17 protein-coding genes are annotated in these 19,438 nt (G+C 62.1%); 5 read left to right on the plus strand and 12 right to left on the minus strand.

Going from position 1 to position 19,438, the window contains the following annotated elements; translation table 11 throughout:
- Positions 1 to 38 precede the first annotated feature (38 nt).
- Positions 39 to 701 carry an O-methyltransferase gene (locus AB8A33_RS25940; RefSeq protein ID WP_439095413.1) on the minus strand — a complete coding sequence of 221 codons (663 nt, stop codon included), beginning with the start codon at positions 699 to 701 and terminating at the stop codon, positions 39 to 41.
- A gap of 90 nt (positions 702 to 791) precedes the next feature.
- Between AB8A33_RS25940 and AB8A33_RS25945 the strand changes: the two genes are divergently transcribed.
- The gene (locus AB8A33_RS25945; protein ID WP_439095414.1) at positions 792 to 1,430 is read left to right on the plus strand and encodes a TetR family transcriptional regulator; all 639 of its coding nucleotides are present in this window, start codon (positions 792 to 794) and stop codon (positions 1,428 to 1,430) included.
- Positions 1,431 to 1,539: 109 nt separating this feature from the next.
- A complete protein-coding gene (locus AB8A33_RS25950) occupies positions 1,540 to 3,294 on the plus strand; it encodes an alkaline phosphatase (protein ID WP_439095415.1) in 1,755 nt (584 codons plus the stop codon).
- A 277-nt stretch (positions 3,295 to 3,571) separates the two neighbouring features.
- Here the strand turns inward: AB8A33_RS25950 and AB8A33_RS25955 are convergent, their stop codons facing one another.
- Both AB8A33_RS25955 and AB8A33_RS25960 read right to left on the minus strand, forming a co-directional pair.
- Positions 3,572 to 5,578: an OmpA family protein gene (locus AB8A33_RS25955; protein WP_439095416.1), complete on the minus strand. Its 2,007-nt coding sequence runs from the start codon at positions 5,576 to 5,578 to the stop codon at positions 3,572 to 3,574.
- Between the two features lie 203 nt (positions 5,579 to 5,781).
- Positions 5,782 to 6,036, minus strand: a complete 255-nt coding sequence (locus AB8A33_RS25960; protein WP_439095417.1) for a hypothetical protein — start codon at positions 6,034 to 6,036, stop codon at positions 5,782 to 5,784.
- A 225-nt stretch (positions 6,037 to 6,261) separates the two neighbouring features.
- Between AB8A33_RS25960 and AB8A33_RS25965 the strand changes: the two genes are divergently transcribed.
- Positions 6,262 to 6,648 (plus strand): MAPEG family protein, encoded by a 387-nt coding sequence (locus AB8A33_RS25965; protein ID WP_439095418.1) that lies wholly within the window; start codon positions 6,262 to 6,264, stop codon positions 6,646 to 6,648.
- 37 nt (positions 6,649 to 6,685) lie between these two features.
- On the opposite strand, the gene AB8A33_RS25970 is transcribed toward AB8A33_RS25965, so the two are convergent.
- The 9 genes from AB8A33_RS25970 to sdhC form a co-directional block, all read right to left on the minus strand.
- Positions 6,686 to 8,665, minus strand: a complete 1,980-nt coding sequence (locus tag AB8A33_RS25970; RefSeq protein WP_439095419.1) for an ABC transporter ATP-binding protein/permease — start codon at positions 8,663 to 8,665, stop codon at positions 6,686 to 6,688.
- A 50-nt stretch (positions 8,666 to 8,715) separates the two neighbouring features.
- Positions 8,716 to 10,845: an ATP-binding protein gene (locus AB8A33_RS25975; protein WP_439095420.1), complete on the minus strand. Its 2,130-nt coding sequence runs from the start codon at positions 10,843 to 10,845 to the stop codon at positions 8,716 to 8,718.
- Between the two features lie 100 nt (positions 10,846 to 10,945).
- Positions 10,946 to 11,719: an ABC transporter permease gene (locus tag AB8A33_RS25980; RefSeq protein ID WP_439095421.1), complete on the minus strand. Its 774-nt coding sequence runs from the start codon at positions 11,717 to 11,719 to the stop codon at positions 10,946 to 10,948.
- Positions 11,716 to 12,504, minus strand: coding sequence for an ABC transporter ATP-binding protein (locus AB8A33_RS25985; RefSeq protein ID WP_439095422.1), 789 nt, complete (start codon positions 12,502 to 12,504; stop codon positions 11,716 to 11,718). The genes AB8A33_RS25980 and AB8A33_RS25985 overlap by 4 nt, the downstream gene beginning before the upstream one ends.
- A 30-nt stretch (positions 12,505 to 12,534) precedes the next feature.
- Positions 12,535 to 13,551 carry an ABC transporter substrate-binding protein gene (locus tag AB8A33_RS25990; protein WP_439095423.1) on the minus strand — a complete coding sequence of 339 codons (1,017 nt, stop codon included), beginning with the start codon at positions 13,549 to 13,551 and terminating at the stop codon, positions 12,535 to 12,537.
- Positions 13,552 to 13,756: 205 nt separating this feature from the next.
- Positions 13,757 to 14,539: a succinate dehydrogenase iron-sulfur subunit gene (locus AB8A33_RS25995; protein WP_068737894.1), complete on the minus strand. Its 783-nt coding sequence runs from the start codon at positions 14,537 to 14,539 to the stop codon at positions 13,757 to 13,759.
- Positions 14,540 to 14,566: 27 nt separating this feature from the next.
- Positions 14,567 to 16,405 carry a succinate dehydrogenase flavoprotein subunit gene (gene sdhA / locus AB8A33_RS26000; RefSeq protein ID WP_439095424.1) on the minus strand — a complete coding sequence of 613 codons (1,839 nt, stop codon included), beginning with the start codon at positions 16,403 to 16,405 and terminating at the stop codon, positions 14,567 to 14,569.
- A gap of 3 nt (positions 16,406 to 16,408) precedes the next feature.
- Positions 16,409 to 16,810, minus strand: coding sequence for a succinate dehydrogenase, hydrophobic membrane anchor protein (sdhD, locus tag AB8A33_RS26005; RefSeq protein WP_439095425.1), 402 nt, complete (start codon positions 16,808 to 16,810; stop codon positions 16,409 to 16,411).
- A complete protein-coding gene (sdhC, locus tag AB8A33_RS26010; RefSeq protein WP_068737900.1) occupies positions 16,807 to 17,205 on the minus strand; it encodes a succinate dehydrogenase, cytochrome b556 subunit in 399 nt (132 codons plus the stop codon). The genes sdhD and sdhC overlap by 4 nt, the downstream gene beginning before the upstream one ends.
- Before the next feature lie 246 nt (positions 17,206 to 17,451).
- On the opposite strand from sdhC, the gene AB8A33_RS26015 reads away from it, so the two are divergent.
- Together AB8A33_RS26015 and AB8A33_RS26020 are read left to right on the plus strand one after the other, a co-directional pair.
- The gene (locus AB8A33_RS26015; RefSeq protein ID WP_439095426.1) at positions 17,452 to 18,300 is read left to right on the plus strand and encodes a sulfite exporter TauE/SafE family protein; all 849 of its coding nucleotides are present in this window, start codon (positions 17,452 to 17,454) and stop codon (positions 18,298 to 18,300) included.
- Between the two features lie 96 nt (positions 18,301 to 18,396).
- Positions 18,397 to 19,389 (plus strand): cation diffusion facilitator family transporter, encoded by a 993-nt coding sequence (locus AB8A33_RS26020; protein ID WP_439095427.1) that lies wholly within the window; start codon positions 18,397 to 18,399, stop codon positions 19,387 to 19,389.
- Positions 19,390 to 19,438 lie beyond the last annotated feature (49 nt).

Raw genomic sequence — 19,438 nt, forward strand, 5'->3', positions numbered from 1 at the left:
GCGACATCCGGGCTACGGACTACGTTTTCATGCCATCGCTACATCTTCATCGACAGCTCGACGTCATCGCCGAACGAGACCGACAGGTAACCGTTCGCGGGATTGCGGACATAAGCGAGATAGTCGGGGCTGTAATCCGCATTGTCAGCGATAGCAAAAGCACCGGGCTTGAGGCGGCTTTCGACGATCGCAAGCACCTCCGGATAAAGCGCCTTGGCGCCATCGAGCAGCAGCAGATCGATCGTATCGGGCAGATCGGTACGCAGCGTCTGCAACGCGTCGCCTTCACGGAATTCAACCAGATCGATCAGGCCGCCTTCGGCGAGATTCTGCCGCGCGATGACGATCTTCGAGGGCTCGAATTCGCTCGTGATCAACCGGCCTCCGCCGTTGTCGTGGAGCGCCGCCGCCATATGCAGCGTCGAAATCCCGAATGACGTGCCGAATTCGACGATTGATCGCGCACTGGTCGATCGCGCCAGCATGTAAAGCAGCGCACCAGTCGCGCGCGACACGGCGAGCGGGACATCCCTGAACCGGCTGTAGAGATCGACATAGTCGGTCTTGCTCTGCATCATCCCCTGCCGATCGTTCTCAGACAGGTCGGCGACGGCCTGGCTGGTGCGGGACCGTGCGGCATCTGCTTCTTCAAACAGACGCTTGAGAAGGGGGCCGACGGGATCCGTCGTGAGTGTGATCATGATATTTCCTGCAAAAAAGACGCTTGATTGCGCCCCTCTGAAAATACGAATATTTATTCGCATTCGCTAATCGCATTGCGGAGACGGTAAATGGCACGTCGCACAAGCCCTTCGATTCATTCGAGAAAACAGCCACAACAGGCACGCTCGGAAGAGCTGGTCAGCGCCATTCTCGAGGCTGCTATTCAGGTTTTGGCGAAAGAGGGATTTCACCGCTTCACCACCGCGCGCGTGGCCGAGAAGGCCGGTGTCAGCGTCGGATCGCTCTATCAATACTTCCCGAACAAGGCGTCGATCCTGTTTCGCTTGCAGAGCGACGAATGGCGCGACACCAACAACATGCTCCACCAGATTCTGGAGGATGAAAGTGCATCGCCATCTACGCGTCTGCGCAAACTGGTCCATGCCTTCATCAAATCGGAATGCGACGAGGCCGATATTCGCCATGCGCTCGATGGCGCTGCGCCGCTCTATCGGGATGCTCCGGAATCCCGCAAGGCCAAGGCGGCAGGACGACGCACATTCGCGACCTTCATCGCGCATGCACTGCCAGCGGCGACTGAGGAAAGGAGATCACTCGTCGTCGATGTCATCACCTCGACCTTGAGCGGAGTAGGAAAGGACTTTTCCATGCGCCCGCGATCGACGGCCGAGATCGAGCTTTTTGCAGAAGGCCTAGCGGACATGCTCTGCAGTTACCTGGAAGGTTCCGGGAGAAATGAAACCTAGCGCCTCGGACTGCCGTTGCGTGATCGCAACGCATGTCACCCGTTAGTCATCCAACTGTCGTAATGGAGACCGCGCCCCTAAGCTGGGCGCTTCAGGGGATATCCGTGTCATGTCGAGAACCTTTATTGCGGCCGCCGCGATGCTGCTACTGACGAGCACATCGCTGCCAGCACAAACCATCTATCCGATCGACCGCGCAGAGATCCTGGCGGGCTCGAAATTCGACTTCAAGGTCGAACTGCCCGAGAAGATCGCAGCCGCCGACATCAAGGTCACGATCAACGGCGCCGACCAGAGCGCGGCGCTCGGCAAGACAGCTGACTATATCGAGCGCGAGGATGGCAAGGACCAGTCAGCGCTACTGTTGCGCGACGTCACGCTGGACAAGCCCGGCACCTACAAGATCGACGTCACGGCCGGCGCGCTCACCAGGTCGGTGACGTGGAACGTTTATGACACCGGCGCGCGCAAGGCGAAGAACGTCATCCTGTTCATCGGCGACGGCATGTCGCTGTCGCACCGCGTCGCCGCGCGAATCCTGTCCAAGGGAATCAGCGAGGGCAAGAGCAGCGGCAAGCTCGCCATGGATGACATGCCGCATATGGCGCTGGTCGGCACTGCCGGCACCGATTCGATCATCACGGACTCGGCGAATTCCGCGAGCGCCTACACCACCGGGCACAAGTCGGCGACCAATGCGCTCGGCGTCTATGCGGACCGTACTCGCGATGTGTTCGACGATCCGCGCGTCGAGACGATCACCAGCCTCGTCAAACGCAAGCTCGACCTCGCCGTCGGCATCGTCACCAATACCGAGATCGAAGACGCAACGCCGGCCTCGATGGTCGCGCATACCCGCCGCCGCGCTGCCTATGACGAAATCGTCGCGCAGATGTTCGCGGCAAAGCCCGATGTCATCCTCGGCGGCGGCGCGGCGAACTTCCTGCCTCAAGCGGCCGAGACCTCGAAGCGCCGCGACGATGCGGACTACATCGCGAAGTTCAAGGATGCCGGCTATCCCTATGTGAAGACCGCCGGCGAGATGAAGGCAATCGCCGACAAGCCCGACACGACCAAGCTGCTCGGCCTGTTCACGCCCGGCAATATGGACGGCGTGCTCGACCGCAAATTCCTCAAGGGCGGCGGCGTCAGGAAATATCCGGAGCAACCCGATCTGACCGAACAGGTGCAGGCCGCGCTCAATGTGCTGTCGCGCAACGACAAGGGATTTGTCCTGATGGTCGAGTCCGGCTTGATCGACAAGTATGCGCATCTGCTCGACATGGACCGCGCCGTCTACGAGGTCATCATGCTCGACAATGCCGTGAAGTTGGCTCGCGACTGGGCCGCCAAGCGCGGCGACGATACGCTGATCCTCGTCGTCTCCGACCACAGCCATCCCAACAGCCTGGTCGGCACCATCAATGACGACATGAGCAAGGAGTCGAACCTGCCACTCCGCGAGCGGATCGGCGTCTATGACAAGGCCGGCTTCCCGAATTATCCGGCGCCGGATGCAGAAGGCTATCCATCGCGCATCGATGTCAGCCGGCGGCTTGCGATCATGTCGGCCAGCCTGCCCGACCACTATGAGACGCTGCGGCCGAAGCTCGACGGCCCGAACGATCCCACCGAGAAGGGCGAGGAACCCGGCACCTTCAAGGCCAACGAGAAATACAAGAATGCGCCCGGCAGCATGCTGCGGCTCGGCAACCTGCCGGCCATGATGGGCGCCAGCGTGCATTCCGGCGAGGACGTCATCCTCACCGCCACCGGCCCCGGCAGCGACCGCGTGAAGGGCGCGATGGACAATACGGAAGTGTTTCGCGTGATGGTGGATGCGTTGGGATTGGCGGCGAAGTAGCAGCGGAGCTCCGCTTATCCCTCCCCCTAGCGTGGCGTAGCCACGCTAGGGGGAGGGTGGCACGACTGCGAGCGTTCAGCGAGCATCGTGACGGGTGGGGTGTTGCCACACACTCCGTCCTTCCGTGGGAGAGACCCCACCCCGGCCTATCGGCCGACCCTCCCCGCTGCGCGGCTTCGCCGCTTGGGGGAGGGAGACCGCAACGACAGCGCTTCAACAATCAACGAAAACAAAAGTGGCCGGGATTGCTCCCGGCCACTTTCATTTTCTACTCGCCTCAGCGACGCGGCGGTGCCGTGCCCGGAGGCGGCGGGGGCAGCGACGCCTGACCGCCGTTCAACAGCGGCGTGATGTTGCGGATCGTGACGCGGCGGTTCTGGCGCTCCGGGCCGTCGGTCTGGATCTTCAGATACTGCTCGCCATACCCCTGCGACGTCAGGTTTTCCGCCGGCACCTGGAATTGCTGGGTGAGCAATTCAGCCGCCGACTGCGCGCGGCGATCCGACAGCGACAGATTGTCGACGTCCGATCCGACCGCATCGGTGTGCCCCTCGATGAGGAACACCGCACGCGGGTTGCGCGAGATTGCCCGGTTCAGACCATCTGCGATCACCTGCAGCTTCGAGGCCTGGTCCGGCGGGATGTCCCACGAGCCTAGCTCGAAGTTGATCGAGTCCAGATCGATCGACGGCATGCGCTGGCGCACCATCGGGCTGTAGCGGATTTCATCCAGCGTATAGCGGCGCTCGATGCGATCTACCGGAGGCGCAATCAGCGTATCGTAGACGAGATCGGGCGAGGCCTGATCGTAATCGACGATATAGCGGTTCTGCGGAATCCGGATCATCGGCGGCGGCAGATCGACATAGAAGCCGAGACCACCCGGACCGCCGGGGCCACGCGGACCGCGGAACGAGTTATCGATGATGATGATCTCGCGTCCCTCCCGATCCCTGCGGATACGTCGCAGCAGCTGACCGTCGCGGCCAACCACCGTGATGATCTGCGAACCGTCGGGACGGATCACGATGGTCCGGTCCTCACCGCCGACCCGATCCGTACGGATGTCACGCGCGCCGTAGCGGAAGCGATCGACTTCGTTGTGGCGGATGAACGACTGACCGCTCGGATCCTGCACGATGATGCGCCCAGGTTCGGTGATGATCGTGCGACCACCTTCCTGGCGCTCGCTGCGCTGGCCGCGGAAATCGCCCATGTTGCGCGGGCCCTGGGGGGCAGCGCCCGGTGCGATCGGCGTCAGCGCTGCTGCTGGCGGCGGCGCCTGAGGGATCGGCGCCGTCACCGTTGGTGCGGGCGGCTGCACGACCTTGATGTTGCCACCACCGGGCGCGACCACGACAGGTGCAGCAGTGCTCGTGGGCGGGGCAGCGGCGGGTGCCGCAGCGTTCGGCGGCGTGCCGGGTGCACCGGGCGCGCCTGCGCCCGGGCCACCGGGAGGACCACCACGACGACCATCCGGACCACGTCCGTCAGGACCACGCCCATCAGGGCCACCGGGGCGACCTGACGGAGGCGCACCCGCAGCGGGCGGTGTACCAGGCGCAGCCGGAGCTACCGAAGGCGCCGGTGCTGCAGCAGGAGGCGTTGCCGCAGGGGGAGTCGCAGCCGCTGGCGGCGTTGCCGGTGTTGGAGCCGGTGTCGGCGCAGCAGCAGGCGCTGGCCGCGCGGCAGGCGGTGTCACCGGGGCTGCAGCTGGCGGTGTTGCGGGCGGCGTAGGACGTGCGCCGGCCGGCGGCGTTGCACCCGGCTCACGGCGCTCAGGACGTCCTTCGCCAGGCTCGCGACGTTCGGGACGCACAGCGGGCGGCGTTGGCGCTGAAGGAGCTACAGGCGCAGCAGTGGGCGCTGGAGGTGCGGCGCGCGGGGCCGGAGGCGCGACGGGAGCCGGCGGTGGAGCTGGGCGCGGCGGCGGAGCGGCCGCAGGTGGCGGGGGTGGCGGCGGTGCCGGGCGCGGAGGTGCAGCCGCAGGCGGCGGCGCAGCAGGAGGTGCCGGAGGCGCGGGACGCGCAGCAGGGGGAGCCGGTGGTGGTGGCGGTGGCGCCGCAGGGCGCGCGGCTGGCGGCGCAGCGGCAGGAGGCGCAGCAGCTGGCGGAGCCTTGGGTGGTGCCTTCGGGGGAGCCTTGGGCTCACCTTCAGGCGCAGCAGGTGCGGCCTGCGCGAGCACGATCGGCGCGTCGACACTCGACGCATAAGCAGCGGTCGCTGCGATATGCGCAACGCCGAGCGTCGTCGTGGCCAGCAATACGAGACGAAGTTTTGTCATGATAGACCTTGGGCCCCCGGATAAGGATCTTCAACAAACTGATTTTTGTCGGCCGAACAAATCGGCATATTGATCAACTGATATGCATTGGGCCGGAATGTGGCGACAGGCAAATGCAAATTCGTTTTTATTTTCGACACGACAATGGCCCAAACGCGCTTTGTTCATTGCGCGTTCAGGCCATTGATCTGTAGTTCGCTACATCACTGCCGCTGCATCATTGCAGGCGGCTGTTGACCCGGATTGATATCAGGATTCGGCAACGGCACTTCATCGGGCCTATCTCCCGGCAGCTCGTTCGGTCGCGACGGTTCGCCGGGGTCATGCACCGGTGGCGGCACCTCGGGCTGCGGATAGCCCGGCGGGCTCTCCTGCGGCGGCTCGGCGGGCTGGCCGGGCTTGATCGGCGGATCCTCGACGGGATCGATGCCGGGTGAACTCATCATCGACATTGGCATCATAGCTCTCTTCGCCATCAGGACGCTTAGCCCCACCGCATCGGCAGGACTCGCATCAAACCGTGCCATTGCCTTTCACGGCTCTGGTCAAGGCCAAGGACAACGGCACAACGTGCGCGATGTTCCGGGAGAGCAGAACGCCGCTTGGCAGTCGGGTTTGACAGCGGAACAGGAACCGCTCATCAAGACGCAGTTTGGCCATACTATTTCACTTGGGGGATTTCGATGCCGTTCGCCTATTGGAGCATTCTGATTGCTGCACTGCTGCCGCTGATCATTATTGGCTATGCCAAAGCGGGGTCGCGCGACAACAGCGCACCGCGCGACAGCGCCGAGAACCTTTCAGGCGCCAAACGCCGCGCCTATGCCGCGCATCAGAATGCCTTCGAAAGCTTCCCGTTCTATGCAGCCTCGGTCATCGCAGCGCTGAACTTCGGCGCGTCGGCGACGACCGTGAGCGTGCTGGCCGCGCTCTATCTCGCATTTCGAATCGCGCATGCGCTACTGTACATCGCGGATCAATCGTCGCTGCGCTCGGCTGCCTATGCGGGTGGGCTTTTCGCGAATATCGCGATCTTCCTGTCGCCGGCGCTGAAGATCAACTTCTTCTAAGTCGAAACACGCAGCAAGCGCCTCATAGCGCATGGTGTCACGCCGCGCTCCTGGCCGGCTTGCGCTGGCGCAGGAAGCGACCGAGCAGACGGCGCTTACCCTTGCGCGGGATGAGATCGATGTCGCTGACCAGCTTCGCGCCGCCCTTGCGACGTTCCAGCACGATCTTGCGGCTGTGGAAGGCTTCAAGCTCGACTCGATGCGCGACAGATACCACCGTGGCGTTGGGCAGCTCCTTGGTGAGCAGTTCCATCATCTTGTCCTGGCTCTTCGCGTCCAGCGCCGATGTCGCTTCGTCCAGCACAATGATATCAGGGCGGTGCAAAAACAGTCGCGCAAAAGCGAGCCGCTGCTTCTCGCCGCCGGACAGTGTCTGGTCCCACGGCGCATCCTCCTCGATCTTCTCCTTGAGATGGCCGAGTCCGACCTTTTCGAGCGCCTCGCCGATCTGCTCGACGGTCCAGTCCTCCGATGCCGCGGGATAGGCGGCCGCACGCCGCAAGGTGCCTGACGGCACATAGGGCTTCTGCGGCAGCATGAAGAGCCGCCGGTCCGGATGGAAATTGACGCTGCCACCGCCCCATGGCCACAGGCCTGCAATGGCGCGCACCAGCGTGCTTTTGCCGGTGCCGGACTCGCCCGCGACAAGCAGACGTTCACCAGGCTCGATCTTCACTTCGGCATCGCCGACGACGGCAGTGCCGTCGTCAAGCGTCACGGAGAGATCCTGCAGACTCAGCATCGTCTCATCCGTCGTTTCGCCACGCTTGATACGGCCGATACCGTCACCAAGCTCGGCGCGTTCGAGGCCGTCCAGCGACATCATCAGCGAGGCGATGCGGCGCGCGCAGGCGTTCCAGTCGGCAAGGCGCGGATAGTTGTCGACCAGCCAGCCGAATGCGCTTTGCACGATGGTGAAGGCCGACGCCGCCTGCATCACCTGACCGAGCGACATACTGCCATCGAGAAATTTCGGCGCGCACAGCAGCAGCGGCACGACGGGTGCGATCAGGCTCGAGCCCTGCGACACCAACGTGGTGCGCATATGCTGGCCAGCGAGACGCGCCCATTGCCTGAGGACATTGCCGAAGGTCTTGTCGATCCCGTCGCGCTCTTCCTCTTCGCCGCCAAGCAGCGCGATGCTCTCGCCGTTCTCGCGCACGCGAGTAAGCGCATAACGATACTCGGCCTCGGCCTGGTTCTTGTCCTCGGAGATCTGCACGAAGCGGCGGCCGATCACCATGATCGAACCGGATGCAATGGCTGCATAGATGATCGCGGCAACGACGAGGAAGCCGGGAATGGTGATGACGTTGCCGCCCACCGTCAGCGTCAGCGCGCCGCCGATGGTCCACAGCACAACGATGAAGGTGGTGGCGGAGAGAAACGCGGCAATGACGCCGGAGACGAAATCGACAGGCGAGTCGGTCGCGATGCGCAGATCTTCGGCGATCCGATATTCCGGATTCTGGTGATCGCCGCCGACAAGATTGAGCTGATAATAGCGGCCGTTGGTGAGCCAGCGCGACACCACGGAATTGGTCAGCCATGCGCGCCAACGGCGCTGGATGCCCATGCGGCCATAGACCTGCGCGACGCCAAGAAGCACGCTGCCGATCGCCAGCGGAAAAAACACGCCGGTGAGATGAAACACGCTGGCCGCATCACGCTTCTCGATGGCATCGAAGATCGCGCGATTCCAGACATTGATGCCGTATTGAAACGCGACATTGCCAACAATCAACAGCACGAGCCCGATCGAGAACATCCAGGCCAGTCTGTCGCCCGACTTGCCCCAGAAGCCGCGTGCGCTGATCCAGAACCGGGTCAGCAGATAGTCCTTGCGCGCCTGCTCGGCTTCTTCCGGCGTCAAATCCGGATCGGGCTCCGCCACTTCGGGCGGCGGCGGCTCTATATGCTTGCCGTCTTCGCCGACGACGCCGACGATCGGCCCTTTCACATCAGACGCCTCGGATGCAGGTGCGGGCTTAGATTCGTTAACGGACTGCTTGTTCATGGCGCGATAACGCCAAGGAAATCAGAAGGTTCCTTCAAGTTCCCGAGCGGCTAAACGGCCTCGCGCTGGGCTTTGCGCCAGGTACCGGCCTTGCTGAGTACGCGCGACAACTGCTCGACCGAATAGGGCTTATGCAGCAGCTCGAACCCGAAGGTGCCGTTTTGCGCCAGGACATGGCTGTAGCCGGAGGTCAGCACCACCGGCAGATCCGGGTAGAGTTTTCGGATCTCCTGCGCCAGCTCGATGCCGGTCATCCCAGGCATCACCACATCGGAGAATACCACGTCGTAGTGCGTGGCGTGGCGGGCGAGTTCGGTAAGCGCTTCCTGAGCGTTCGGCCGCAGCACGGTGGTGTAGCCAAGCTCGCTCAGCGCATCAGTCGCAAAAGTGCCGACGTCGCGATTGTCTTCCACCACTAGCACCGACATGCCGTGGCCATCGACAACAGGCGCTTCGCTCGCCGACAGCGCTGGCGCGATGCTATTGCCGGAAACGCGCGGCAGATAGAGCGTGAAAGTGCTGCCTTTGCCGACTTCGCTCGCGACCACGACCTCGCCGCCGGATTGTTTGGCAAAGCCGAACACCTGCGAAAGTCCGAGGCCAGTGCCCTGCCCGACTTCCTTGGTCGTATAGAATGGCTCGAAGATGCGCTCGAACTGATCGGCGGGAATGCCGGCGCCGGTGTCGGATACTGAGATCGCCACATAGCCGTCAGACCTCAGGGCGAGCGCAACAGGGATTTGCTCCGCCGCGCTGACAGCGATCGTCAGCCGCCCCTCGCCCGCCATGGCATCGCGCGCATTGACCGCGATGTTGATCAACGCGGTTTCGAACTGACCAATATCGGCATCCACGAACAACGCCTCATCGGGCACATGGGTCATAATTTCGATGGGCGCGCCCGTCAGCGTGCCGATAATCTCGCTCACCGAATGCACGCATTGGCCGACATCGAACACTTCAGGCTTCAGCGTCTGGCGCCGTGCAAAAGCCAGCAATTGCGCTGTCAGCTTGGCGGCCCGGTTCACGGTTTCGGAGATCGCTGCAATGTAGCGTGCACGGCGATCCGGCGAGAGGTCGGGCCGTTGCAGCAGATCCACCGACGAGCGGATCACGGTAAGGAGGTTGTTGAAGTCATGCGCGACGCCGCCGGTCAACTGGCCGAGCGCTTCCAGCCGCTGGCCATGTTTCAAAGCCTCCTCCGCCTCGCGCCGCTTCATCGCTTCGAAATTGAGCCGGCGGGTGCGACGGATCGCGAATACCAGCAGCAGGAACAGCAGCGCCGTCGCAGGAACGCCGAAGATCAGATGATAGCTGATGGTGCGCAGCCAGCGCGCACGGATCGCTGATGTTTCAAGACCTGCCGCGACATAGACCGGATAGCCGGCGAGCTGCTGATAGCCGATACGGCGCTCGACATTGTCGCCAGGCGAGACAAGCGTAACCAGTCCTCCAGCGGGATGGGCCGACAGGGTGCGGCCCACGGCCCCCTTAGGATCGAGCCGCACCTCACGATCGAGCTGCGGATAACGTGCCAGGATCGAACCGTCGGTGAGACCAAGCGCAAAGAAGCTCCCGGCATCGTGACCGATGCGCGCATAGAAACGATCGAAATATTCCGGAAAGACCGAGGCTTGCACAACGCCGGTGAAGCTGCCGTCGGCCGAGACCCGCCTGCGGCTCACCCCAAAGAACGACGCGCCCTGATAGGGTGGGCGCGGCAACAATGATTGACCAATGAACGTGCCAGCATCACCTGCGATATGGGCCCTGTAGTAATCGCGATCAGAGAAATCGAGATCCGACAGCGCCAGATCCAGACTGTTGACCAGCGCGCGGCCTTTGTTGTCGAACACCCAGACCGACTTCAACTGCGGCAGCGCATCGGTGAGCTGCTTTAGCCGGGCCGCCATCTGGTTCGATTGCGCACGCAACTCGTCGTCGGATTTACCGCGCACGATCTCGTTTATTTCGGACAGGCTGCGATCGATGGTCTCGAACACTTTCAACGCGTGTTCATGCGCCACATCGAGCGCGCGCTCGATCTCGCGGTCGGCGATTTCGCGCGTCGACACCCATGACGTCGCCGCCGCAAACAGAAACAATGCAAGCGGAAGGGCCAACGAAGCGGCCATCATCCATTGCAGCGTTCTCAACGAATTTTGGTGTTCTGTCTTCAAAGCGCCTGCCCGACTCCCTGCAGTCTAGCGCAAGGGCGGTGTCTCACCAACCGCGCCGCGGGCAGGAACTCGGCTCTAACCGGAAGGAAGTCTTGTGGCGTTAGCCGCCCGCGCTCATCTGCGACCGGAACGCCCATTTGGTGAAATGCTGCTCGATACCCGCGAACACCGCATACATAAGCACCCCTTCAAAGGCGAGCAGCAGCAAAGCGGCGTAGACATTTGCCATACGGAAGCTGGCGCCCTCCAGCGCGATCAGATAGCCGAGCCCGGCATTGGCGCCGAGCGTCTCCGACACCACGGTGCCGACGAAAGCCAGCGTGATGGCGATCTTCAGCGAGCCAAAGAAATATGGCAGCGCACGCGGAATGCCGACCTTGAGCATGATGTCGAGCTTGCCGGCGCCAAGCGCCCGCAATACGTCCTCGAGTTCCGGTTCGGTTGTCGCCAGACCCGTGGCGATATTGACCACGATCGGGAAGAACGAAATCAGGAAGGCGGTGACGATTGCCGGCACTTCGCCGATGCCGAACCACAGGATCAGCAGCGGCACGATGGCGACCTTCGGGATGGTATTGAAACCGATCATCACCGGATAGAGCCCGCGATAGATCGCTCGCGACCAGCCCACCACGAGACCGAGAATGATGCCGAAGCCGACGGCCAGAGCAAATCCGACCATGGTGACCCAGAGCGTGACCCAGGAATGATAGAGGAACACCCGCCAGAGTTTGAACATCGCCGCAAAGGCGGCTGACGGCGGCTGCAGCACCGACGTGTTGACCTTGAAGACGATGCAGGCCAGCTCCCAGATCAGGAAGATGGCAATGGTGAAGAGCCAGGGCGAAAGCTTTTCGAAAGTCCGCGGGTTCATGACTGGCGCACCTGTGCAATCTTCATGCGCAGCTCCATCACGATGTCGCCGAACTCCTTCTCGTAGGTGACCTGCAGATCGCGCGGGCGCGAGAAATCTACCGGCTTGATCTGGACGATGTGACCGGGGCGCGCGCTCATGACGTAGATATTATCAGCAAGGAATGCCGCTTCGCGCAGATCGTGCGTCACCAGAATCACGGTGAAGCCCAGCCGCTGCCACAGATCACGCAGCACGCACCACAGCTCCTCGCGCGTAAACGCATCGAGGGCGGCGAAGGGTTCGTCGAGCATCAGCAGGGCCGGCTCGTGGATCAGCGAGCGGCACAGCGAGACGCGCTGTTGCATGCCGCCTGACAATTCCCAGGGATAGCGGTCGCCGAAGCCGGCGAGGCCGACCGTGGCCAGAAGCTGCTCGGCCTTGGCGCGGAATTCCGCTTTCTTTGAACGAAACTGCGAGCGATGCGGCTCAACGATTTCCAGCGGCAGCAGTACGTTGTCGATTACCTTGCGCCACGGCAGCATATTGGCGTTCTGGAACGCCATGCCGGCCATCTTCACCGGTCCCGTCACCTGCTTGCCGTCGATGGCGATGGTGCCGGCCGTTGGCTTGTGCAGGCCTGTGACGAGCCGCATCAAGGTGGACTTGCCGCAGCCGGAGGGGCCGACCACCGCGGCGAATTCGCCGCGCTGGACTTTGAGCGTCGCATCCTGAAGCGCGACAATGTCACCCGAGGCGCCACGGTATTTCAGCGTGACGCCATCGATATCTACGAACGCTTCCATGCGAAACGACCTGGCCTTCTGTCGCGACGCTTAGAACTTACGCTCGTCAGCCGGCGGAAGGTATTCCGACGTGAACAGATCCCCCGCCTTCGGCTTCGGATTCTTGAACTCGTAGGTCACAGCGATCTGATCGATGGCATCTGTCATGCGCTTCTCATCGATGCCGCCGACGCCGTTGGCCTTCACCCACGGCGTCACGAAATTATCCTTCAGCGACATCTTGAGGCGAGCGAGTTCGATCTTCTCGTCAGCGGTCTCGTTGCGCTTCATCACCGACTTGATCGCGGTGTCGGGATCCTTGATCGTGTCGATGATACCCTTGACGGTCGCGCGCACGAAGCCGGCCACGACCTTGGGATTAGCCTTGGCGAATTCGGGGTTCACCATGATGGCATTGCCATAGAGCACGATGCCGTAATCAGACATCAGCATCACCTTGATGTCCTTCTCGGCGATACCCTTCGACATCAGGTTGAAATAGGACGAGAACGAAAAACCGGTGATTGCATCGACCTTGCCGTCGGCGAGCATCGGCTCGCGCACCGGAAAGCCGACATTCTCGATCTTCACCTTGCTGTCGTCGATCTTGTTCTCTTTGACGAAGGCCTTCCACTGCGCGAAGGCACCGTCCGGCGCCGGTGCGCCCAGGATCTTGCCTTCGAGGTCCTTTGGCGAATTGATGCCCGACTTGGCGATGCTGACGATGGAGAACGGCGGCTTGTCATAGACCATGAGGACGCCCTTGACGTCCTTGTCGGGATTCTGGTCGCGGAAGCGCGCCAGCGAATTGATGTCGAAGAAGCCGATCGGATAGGTGCCCGCCGCGACCCGCGCGATGCCGGCGACCGAGCCCGGACCGGAGTCGATGGTCACGTTGAGGCCTTCGGCCTTGTAGTAGCCCTTGTCGAGCGCAACGAAATACGGCGCGGACGGACCTTCGAATTTCCAGTCGAGCGCGAATTTGACATCGGTATCGGCGCTCGCGGATAGCGCAGACGCCAGCAGCGCTGCACCCGCCATCACGCTCAAACCCAGCTGACGAAACATGAAGAACTCCCCCTGATCAAATATCAGGCACAGGCTAGCACAGCCCGTGCCAACCTTGGCGAGTCCCCTTTTCAACGAGAAATAGCGTTGCAGCCCCGAGGGATCGGGATTCGAGGAGGCAATATGCTTAAATCATGAGCAAAAAGGACACCGGCCTGCTTACGCAGACCGGTGTCCTTTTCGGCAAATCTGGATCCGTAAAACGTCAGACCTGACGTTCGACCATCTTCATCTTCAGCTCGGCGATGGCTTCGGAAGGATTGAGACCCTTCGGGCATGCCTTGGCACAGTTCATGATGGTGTGGCAGCGATAGAGCCGGAACGGATCCTCGAGATTGTCGAGACGCTCACCGGTGGCTTCGTCGCGCGAGTCCTTGACCCAGCGGGTGGCCTGAAGAAGTGCAGCCGGGCCGAGGAAGCGGTCGCTGTTCCACCAGTAGCTCGGGCACGAGGTCGAGCAGCAGGCGCACAGGATGCACTCATAGAGACCGTCGAGCTTCTCGCGATCCGAATGGCTCTGCTTCCATTCCTTCTGCGGGGTCGGCGTGGTGGTCTTCAGCCACGGCTCGATCGACGCATACTGGGCGTAGAAGTTGGTAAGATCCGGCACGAGGTCCTTCACGACCGGCTGATGCGGCAGCGGATTGACCTTGATGGCGCCGTCGTCGACTTCGTCCATCGCGCGGGTGCAGGCCAGCGTGTTCTGGCCATCGATGTTCATGGCGCAGGAACCGCAGACGCCCTCACGGCAGGAGCGGCGGAAGGTCAGCGTCGGATCGATATTGTTCTTGATCCAGATCAGACCATCGAGAACCATCGGACCACAGTCGTTGGTGTCGATGTGATAGGTGTCGACCGACGGGTTCTTGCCGTCATCCGGATTCCAGCGATAGACGCGAAATTCGCGCGTCTGCGTGGCACCGGCCGGCTTCGGCCATTCCTTGCCGCCGGTGATCTTTGAATTCTTCGGAAGTGCGAACTCAGCCATTCTCTCAAGCCTTCGCTGTCATCATCATTAGTACACGCGCGCTTTGGGCACGATGTACTGAACGTCGTTGGTCATCGTGTAATCGTGCACCGGGCGATAATCGATGGTGGTCTTGCCGCCCCCGTCGATCCACGCCAGCGTGTGCTTCATCCAATTCTTGTCGTCGCGATCCGAGAAGTCCTCGCGCGCATGGGCGCCGCGGCTCTCGGTGCGGTTTGCAGCGGAGTCCATGGTAACGATAGCCTGAGTGATCAGGTTGTCGAATTCCAGGGTCTCGATGAGATCCGAATTCCACACCAGCGAACGGTCGGAGACGGCGATATCGCCGATGCCGCCATACACCTTGTGGATCAGCTCCTTGCCTTCGTTCAGCACTTCGCCGGTGCGGAACACGGCGCAATTGGTCTGCATCACATGCTGCATGTTTTCGCGGATCTTCGCGGTGGTGGTGCCACCCTTCGCATAGCGGTAGTGATCGAGACGGCTCAACGCGCGGTCGGCCGAGTCCTTCGGCAGATCAGGCTGCTTGCCATTCGGCGTCAGCTTCTCGGCGCAGCGCAGCGCGGCCGCACGGCCGAACACCACGAGATCGATCAGCGAGTTGGAGCCGAGACGGTTGGCGCCATGCACCGAGACGCAGGCGGCTTCGCCCACAGCCATCAGGCCCTGCACCACGGCGTTGTCGTCACCGTCTTTCTTGGTGACGACTTCGCCGTGATAGTTGGTCGGGATACCGCCCATATTGTAGTGCACCGTCGGAACGATCGGGATCGGCTCCTTGGTGACGTCGACGCCGGCGAAAATGCGCGCCGAGTCGGAGATGCCCGGCAGACGTTCGGCCAGCACCTTGGGATCGAGATGGTCGAGATGGAGGAAGATGTGATCCTTCTTCTTGCCGACGCCGCGGCCTTCGCGGATTTCGATGGTCATCGCACGCGAAACGACGTCGCGCGAGGCGAGGTCCTTGGCCGACGGTGCGTAACGCTCCATGAAGCGCTCGCCTTCGGCGTTGACGAGATAACCGCCTTCGCCGCGTGCGCCTTCGGTAACGAGACAGCCCGAACCGTAGATGCCAGTCGGATGGAACTGAACGAATTCCATATCCTGCAGTGGTAAACCAGCGCGCAGCGCCATGCCGCCACCGTCACCGGTGCAGGTATGCGCCGAGGTGCAGGAGGCGTAAGCGCGGCCATAGCCGCCGGTGGCGAGAATGACGGTCTGCGCCTTGAAGCGATGCAACGTGCCGTCGTCGAGCTTGAGCGCGATGACGCCGCGGCAGACGTTCTGATCATCCATGATCAGATCGATAGCGAAGTATTCGATGAAGAATTCGGCCGAGTGTCGCAGCGCCTGGCCGTACATGGTGTGCAGCATGGCGTGACCGGTACGGTCAGCGGCGGCGCAAGTGCGCTGGGCCTGGCCCTTGCCATAATCCATGGTCATGCCGCCGAACGGGCGCTGATAGATCTTGCCGTCTTCGGTGCGTGAGAACGGCACGCCCCAGTGTTCGAGCTCGTAAACGGCGTCGGGCGCGTTGCGCACCATATATTCGATCGAGTCCTGATCGCCGAGCCAGTCCGACCCCTTCACAGTGTCGTACATGTGCCAGCGCCAGTTGTCCTCGTGCATGTTGCCGAGCGAGGCGGAGATGCCGCCCTGTGCTGCAACCGTGTGCGAGCGGGTCGGGAACACTTTGGTGATGCAGGCGGTGCGCAGACCCGCCTCGCCGCAGCCGACGGTCGCGCGCAAGCCGGCGCCGCCGGCGCCAACGACAACGACGTCATAGGTGTGATCTTCGATGGGATAGGCGTGGCCGTTGGTGGCGGGGCCGCCAACGCCGTTCGCGCCAGTGCCGTTGACGGCCATGCGCTACACTCCGGATGAAAGTTTAAGGATGGCGTAGATCGATGCCAGCGCCACGGCGGCAGAGAAGAAATTGTTGCCGATGATCGAGATCAGCTTGATCTTCTCGTCATGGACATAGTCTTCGATGACGACCTGCATGCCGATCTTCATGTGCCAGATGCTGGCAACGATGAAGAGCAGCATGACGATAGCCACGATCGGCGAACCAAGGACTTGCGCGACGCCGGCCTGGTTGCTTCTGAAAAGCGACATCACGATGAAGATCACAGGGATCATCAGCAGCAGCATGGCCACGGCGGTCAGGCGCTGACGCCAGAAGTCCGAGGTGCCGGAATGCGAGGAGCCGAGACCACGGACGCGACCGAGCGGCGTGCGCACCGACTTGGGCGAATTGGAACCGCTCATCGTCCGCCTCCGATCGCATAGGCAATGATCCAGAGCAGGATGGTGATGCCGATGCCGCCGATCAATGCGGCCCAGGTGAGCCATTCACGTTCGGAAGGCTTGAAACCGTAACCGAGATCCCAGACGAGATGGCGGATTCCGCTCATGGCGTGATGGATCAGCGCCCATGTGTAGCCGAATGCGATCAGGCGACCGATGATGCTGCCGGTGAAGGCCTGCACATGAGCATAGGCCGCGGGGCCGGACGCAGCGGCGATCAGCCACCAGACAAGAAGCAAGGTGCCGAAATACAAAGCGACGCCGGTAGCGCGATGCACGATGGACAGCGCCATCGTCAGGGTCCAGCGGTACACTTGCAGATGCGGCGAAAGGGGACGTTCGATCCGAGCGGTCATTTAGCAACTTTGACAGGTTAATGGGCAGACGGTGCCCGATTGGGGATCGCGTAGAGCAATTCTATTTACGAACTCAAAACAACCAGTGCAATCGCGAAATGACATACTCCGAACAGGTGTTCAGAGCTTCAAATGAGCCTTGCATTTGCGGGTATTGACAGTTGCCAGGCTTGTTGCTGACAGCCTTGGTGAAGCGCGATTCATGAGAACTTCATGATGCGATAGCAAATAGCAATCGGGGCGGGAATGGCTGGGCTCAATGTAACCGAGATTGTCGAACTGGCGGCGCTTCTTATTGCCGTCGGCGCACTGGCCGGTTTCCTGGCGGGCGTCTTCGGAATAGGCGGGGGCGCCATCCTAGTCCCCGTATTTTACGAGTGTTTCCGCATCGCCGGAGTGCCTCTGGAAGTGCGGATGCCGCTCTGTATCGGCACCTCGCTGGCCATTATCATCCCGACCTCGATCCGGTCCTTCCGTGCCCATATGGCGCGCGGCGCCGTGGATATGGAGATCCTGCGGAAGTGGTGGTGGCCGATCCTGATCGGCGTCGTCATCGGCAGCGTCACAGCCCGTTATGCCCCGGAGCGGCTGTTCAAGATCGTTTTCGTTGCCGTCGCCTGGTCCGCAGCCGCACGGCTGCTGCTCGCGCGCGATGGCTGGAAGCTCGGCGACGACCTGCCCGACGGGCCGCTGATGAAGATCTATGGCTTCTTTGTCGGCCTTCTTTCGACACTGATGGGCATCGGCGGCGGATTGTTCTCCAACCTGCTGATGACCTTTTACGGCCGGCCTATCCATCAGGCGGTGGCGACATCCTCGGCCCTCGCCGTGCTGATCTCGATCCCCGGCGCCATCGGTTACATCTATGCCGGCTGGCCGGCCGCCGCGCGCTTCCCCGACGTCGCAGCGCTGCAGCTGCCCTTCGCTGTCGGTTATGTCTCGCTGATCGGCGCGCTGCTGGTGATGCCGACCAGCCTGCTGGTGGCGCCGCTCGGCGTGAAGGCAGCACACGCGATGTCGAAGCGCGCGCTGGAAATGGCGTTTGGAATTTATCTATTCATCGTCGGCAGCCGGTTTGTCATCGCTCTAATATGACCCCGTAATCGGGGCGACAGAGGCGCATCGGTCACCGTAATAGTATCCAAATCATAACTTGCTATGGATGCCGTCAGACCACGCGACGGAACATCGATGGCGCATTCACATCACGATCATGACGACCACGGTCACACACACGACCATGCGGGCCACAGCCACGCGCAAGGCGATCACGGCCATGCGCACGGCCCCGGCGGGCATGTGCATGCGCCCGCGAGTTTCGGCATGGCCTTCGCCATCGGCATCAGCCTCAATACCGTCTTCGTCGTCATCGAGGCGATTTACGGCTATGCCAGCGGCTCGATGGCGCTCGTGGCCGATGCCGGGCACAATCTCTCGGATGTGCTCGGGCTAATCGCCGCATGGACCGCGGCTGTGCTGTCAAAGCGCGCGCCAACGCCGCGCTTCACCTATGGCTTGCGCGGTTCTTCAATTCTCGCGGCACTCTTCAACGCAGTGTTCCTGCTGGTTGCCGTCGGTGCCATCGCCTGGGAAGCCGTGTTAAGACTGTTCAATCCCGAACCGGTAGCCGAGATCACCGTGATGATCGTCGCCACCATCGGCATCGTCATCAACGGCGTGACCGCCTGGCTGTTCGCCTCGGGCCGCGACAGCGACCTCAATATTCGTGGCGCCTATCTGCATATGGTCGCCGACGCTGCGGTCTCGGTTGGCGTGGTCATCGCCGCGATCGTCATCATGTTCACCGGCTGGCTGTGGGTCGACGCCCTGACCAGCCTCGGCATCTGCGTGCTGATCGTCTGGGGCACCTGGAGCCTCTTGCGCGACTCCACTGCGATGTCACTTGCCGCCGTCCCGCGCGGCATCGATCCTGCTGCAGTCCGTACCTATCTGGAGAAATGCCCCGGCGTCGCGCAGGTGCATGACCTGCATATCTGGCCCATGAGCACCACCGAAGTGGCGCTGACCTGTCACATGGTGATCCCGTCAGGCGCACCTGGCGATGCCTATCTGATGGAAGTCGCAGCGCGCCTGAAGCGCGACTTCGGCATCGAGCACGCGACGATCCAGATCGAGATGGACCCGAATTCAGCCTGCGCGCTCGCGCCGGAGCATGTGATCTAGGGCACGGCCACGCACTTGCTTCACCTCTCCCCGCGCGACACGAAGCTTC

Origin of the sequence: Tardiphaga sp. 813_E8_N1_3 (assembly GCF_051811025.1) — a bacterium.
Taxonomy (GTDB): domain Bacteria; phylum Pseudomonadota; class Alphaproteobacteria; order Rhizobiales; family Xanthobacteraceae; genus Tardiphaga.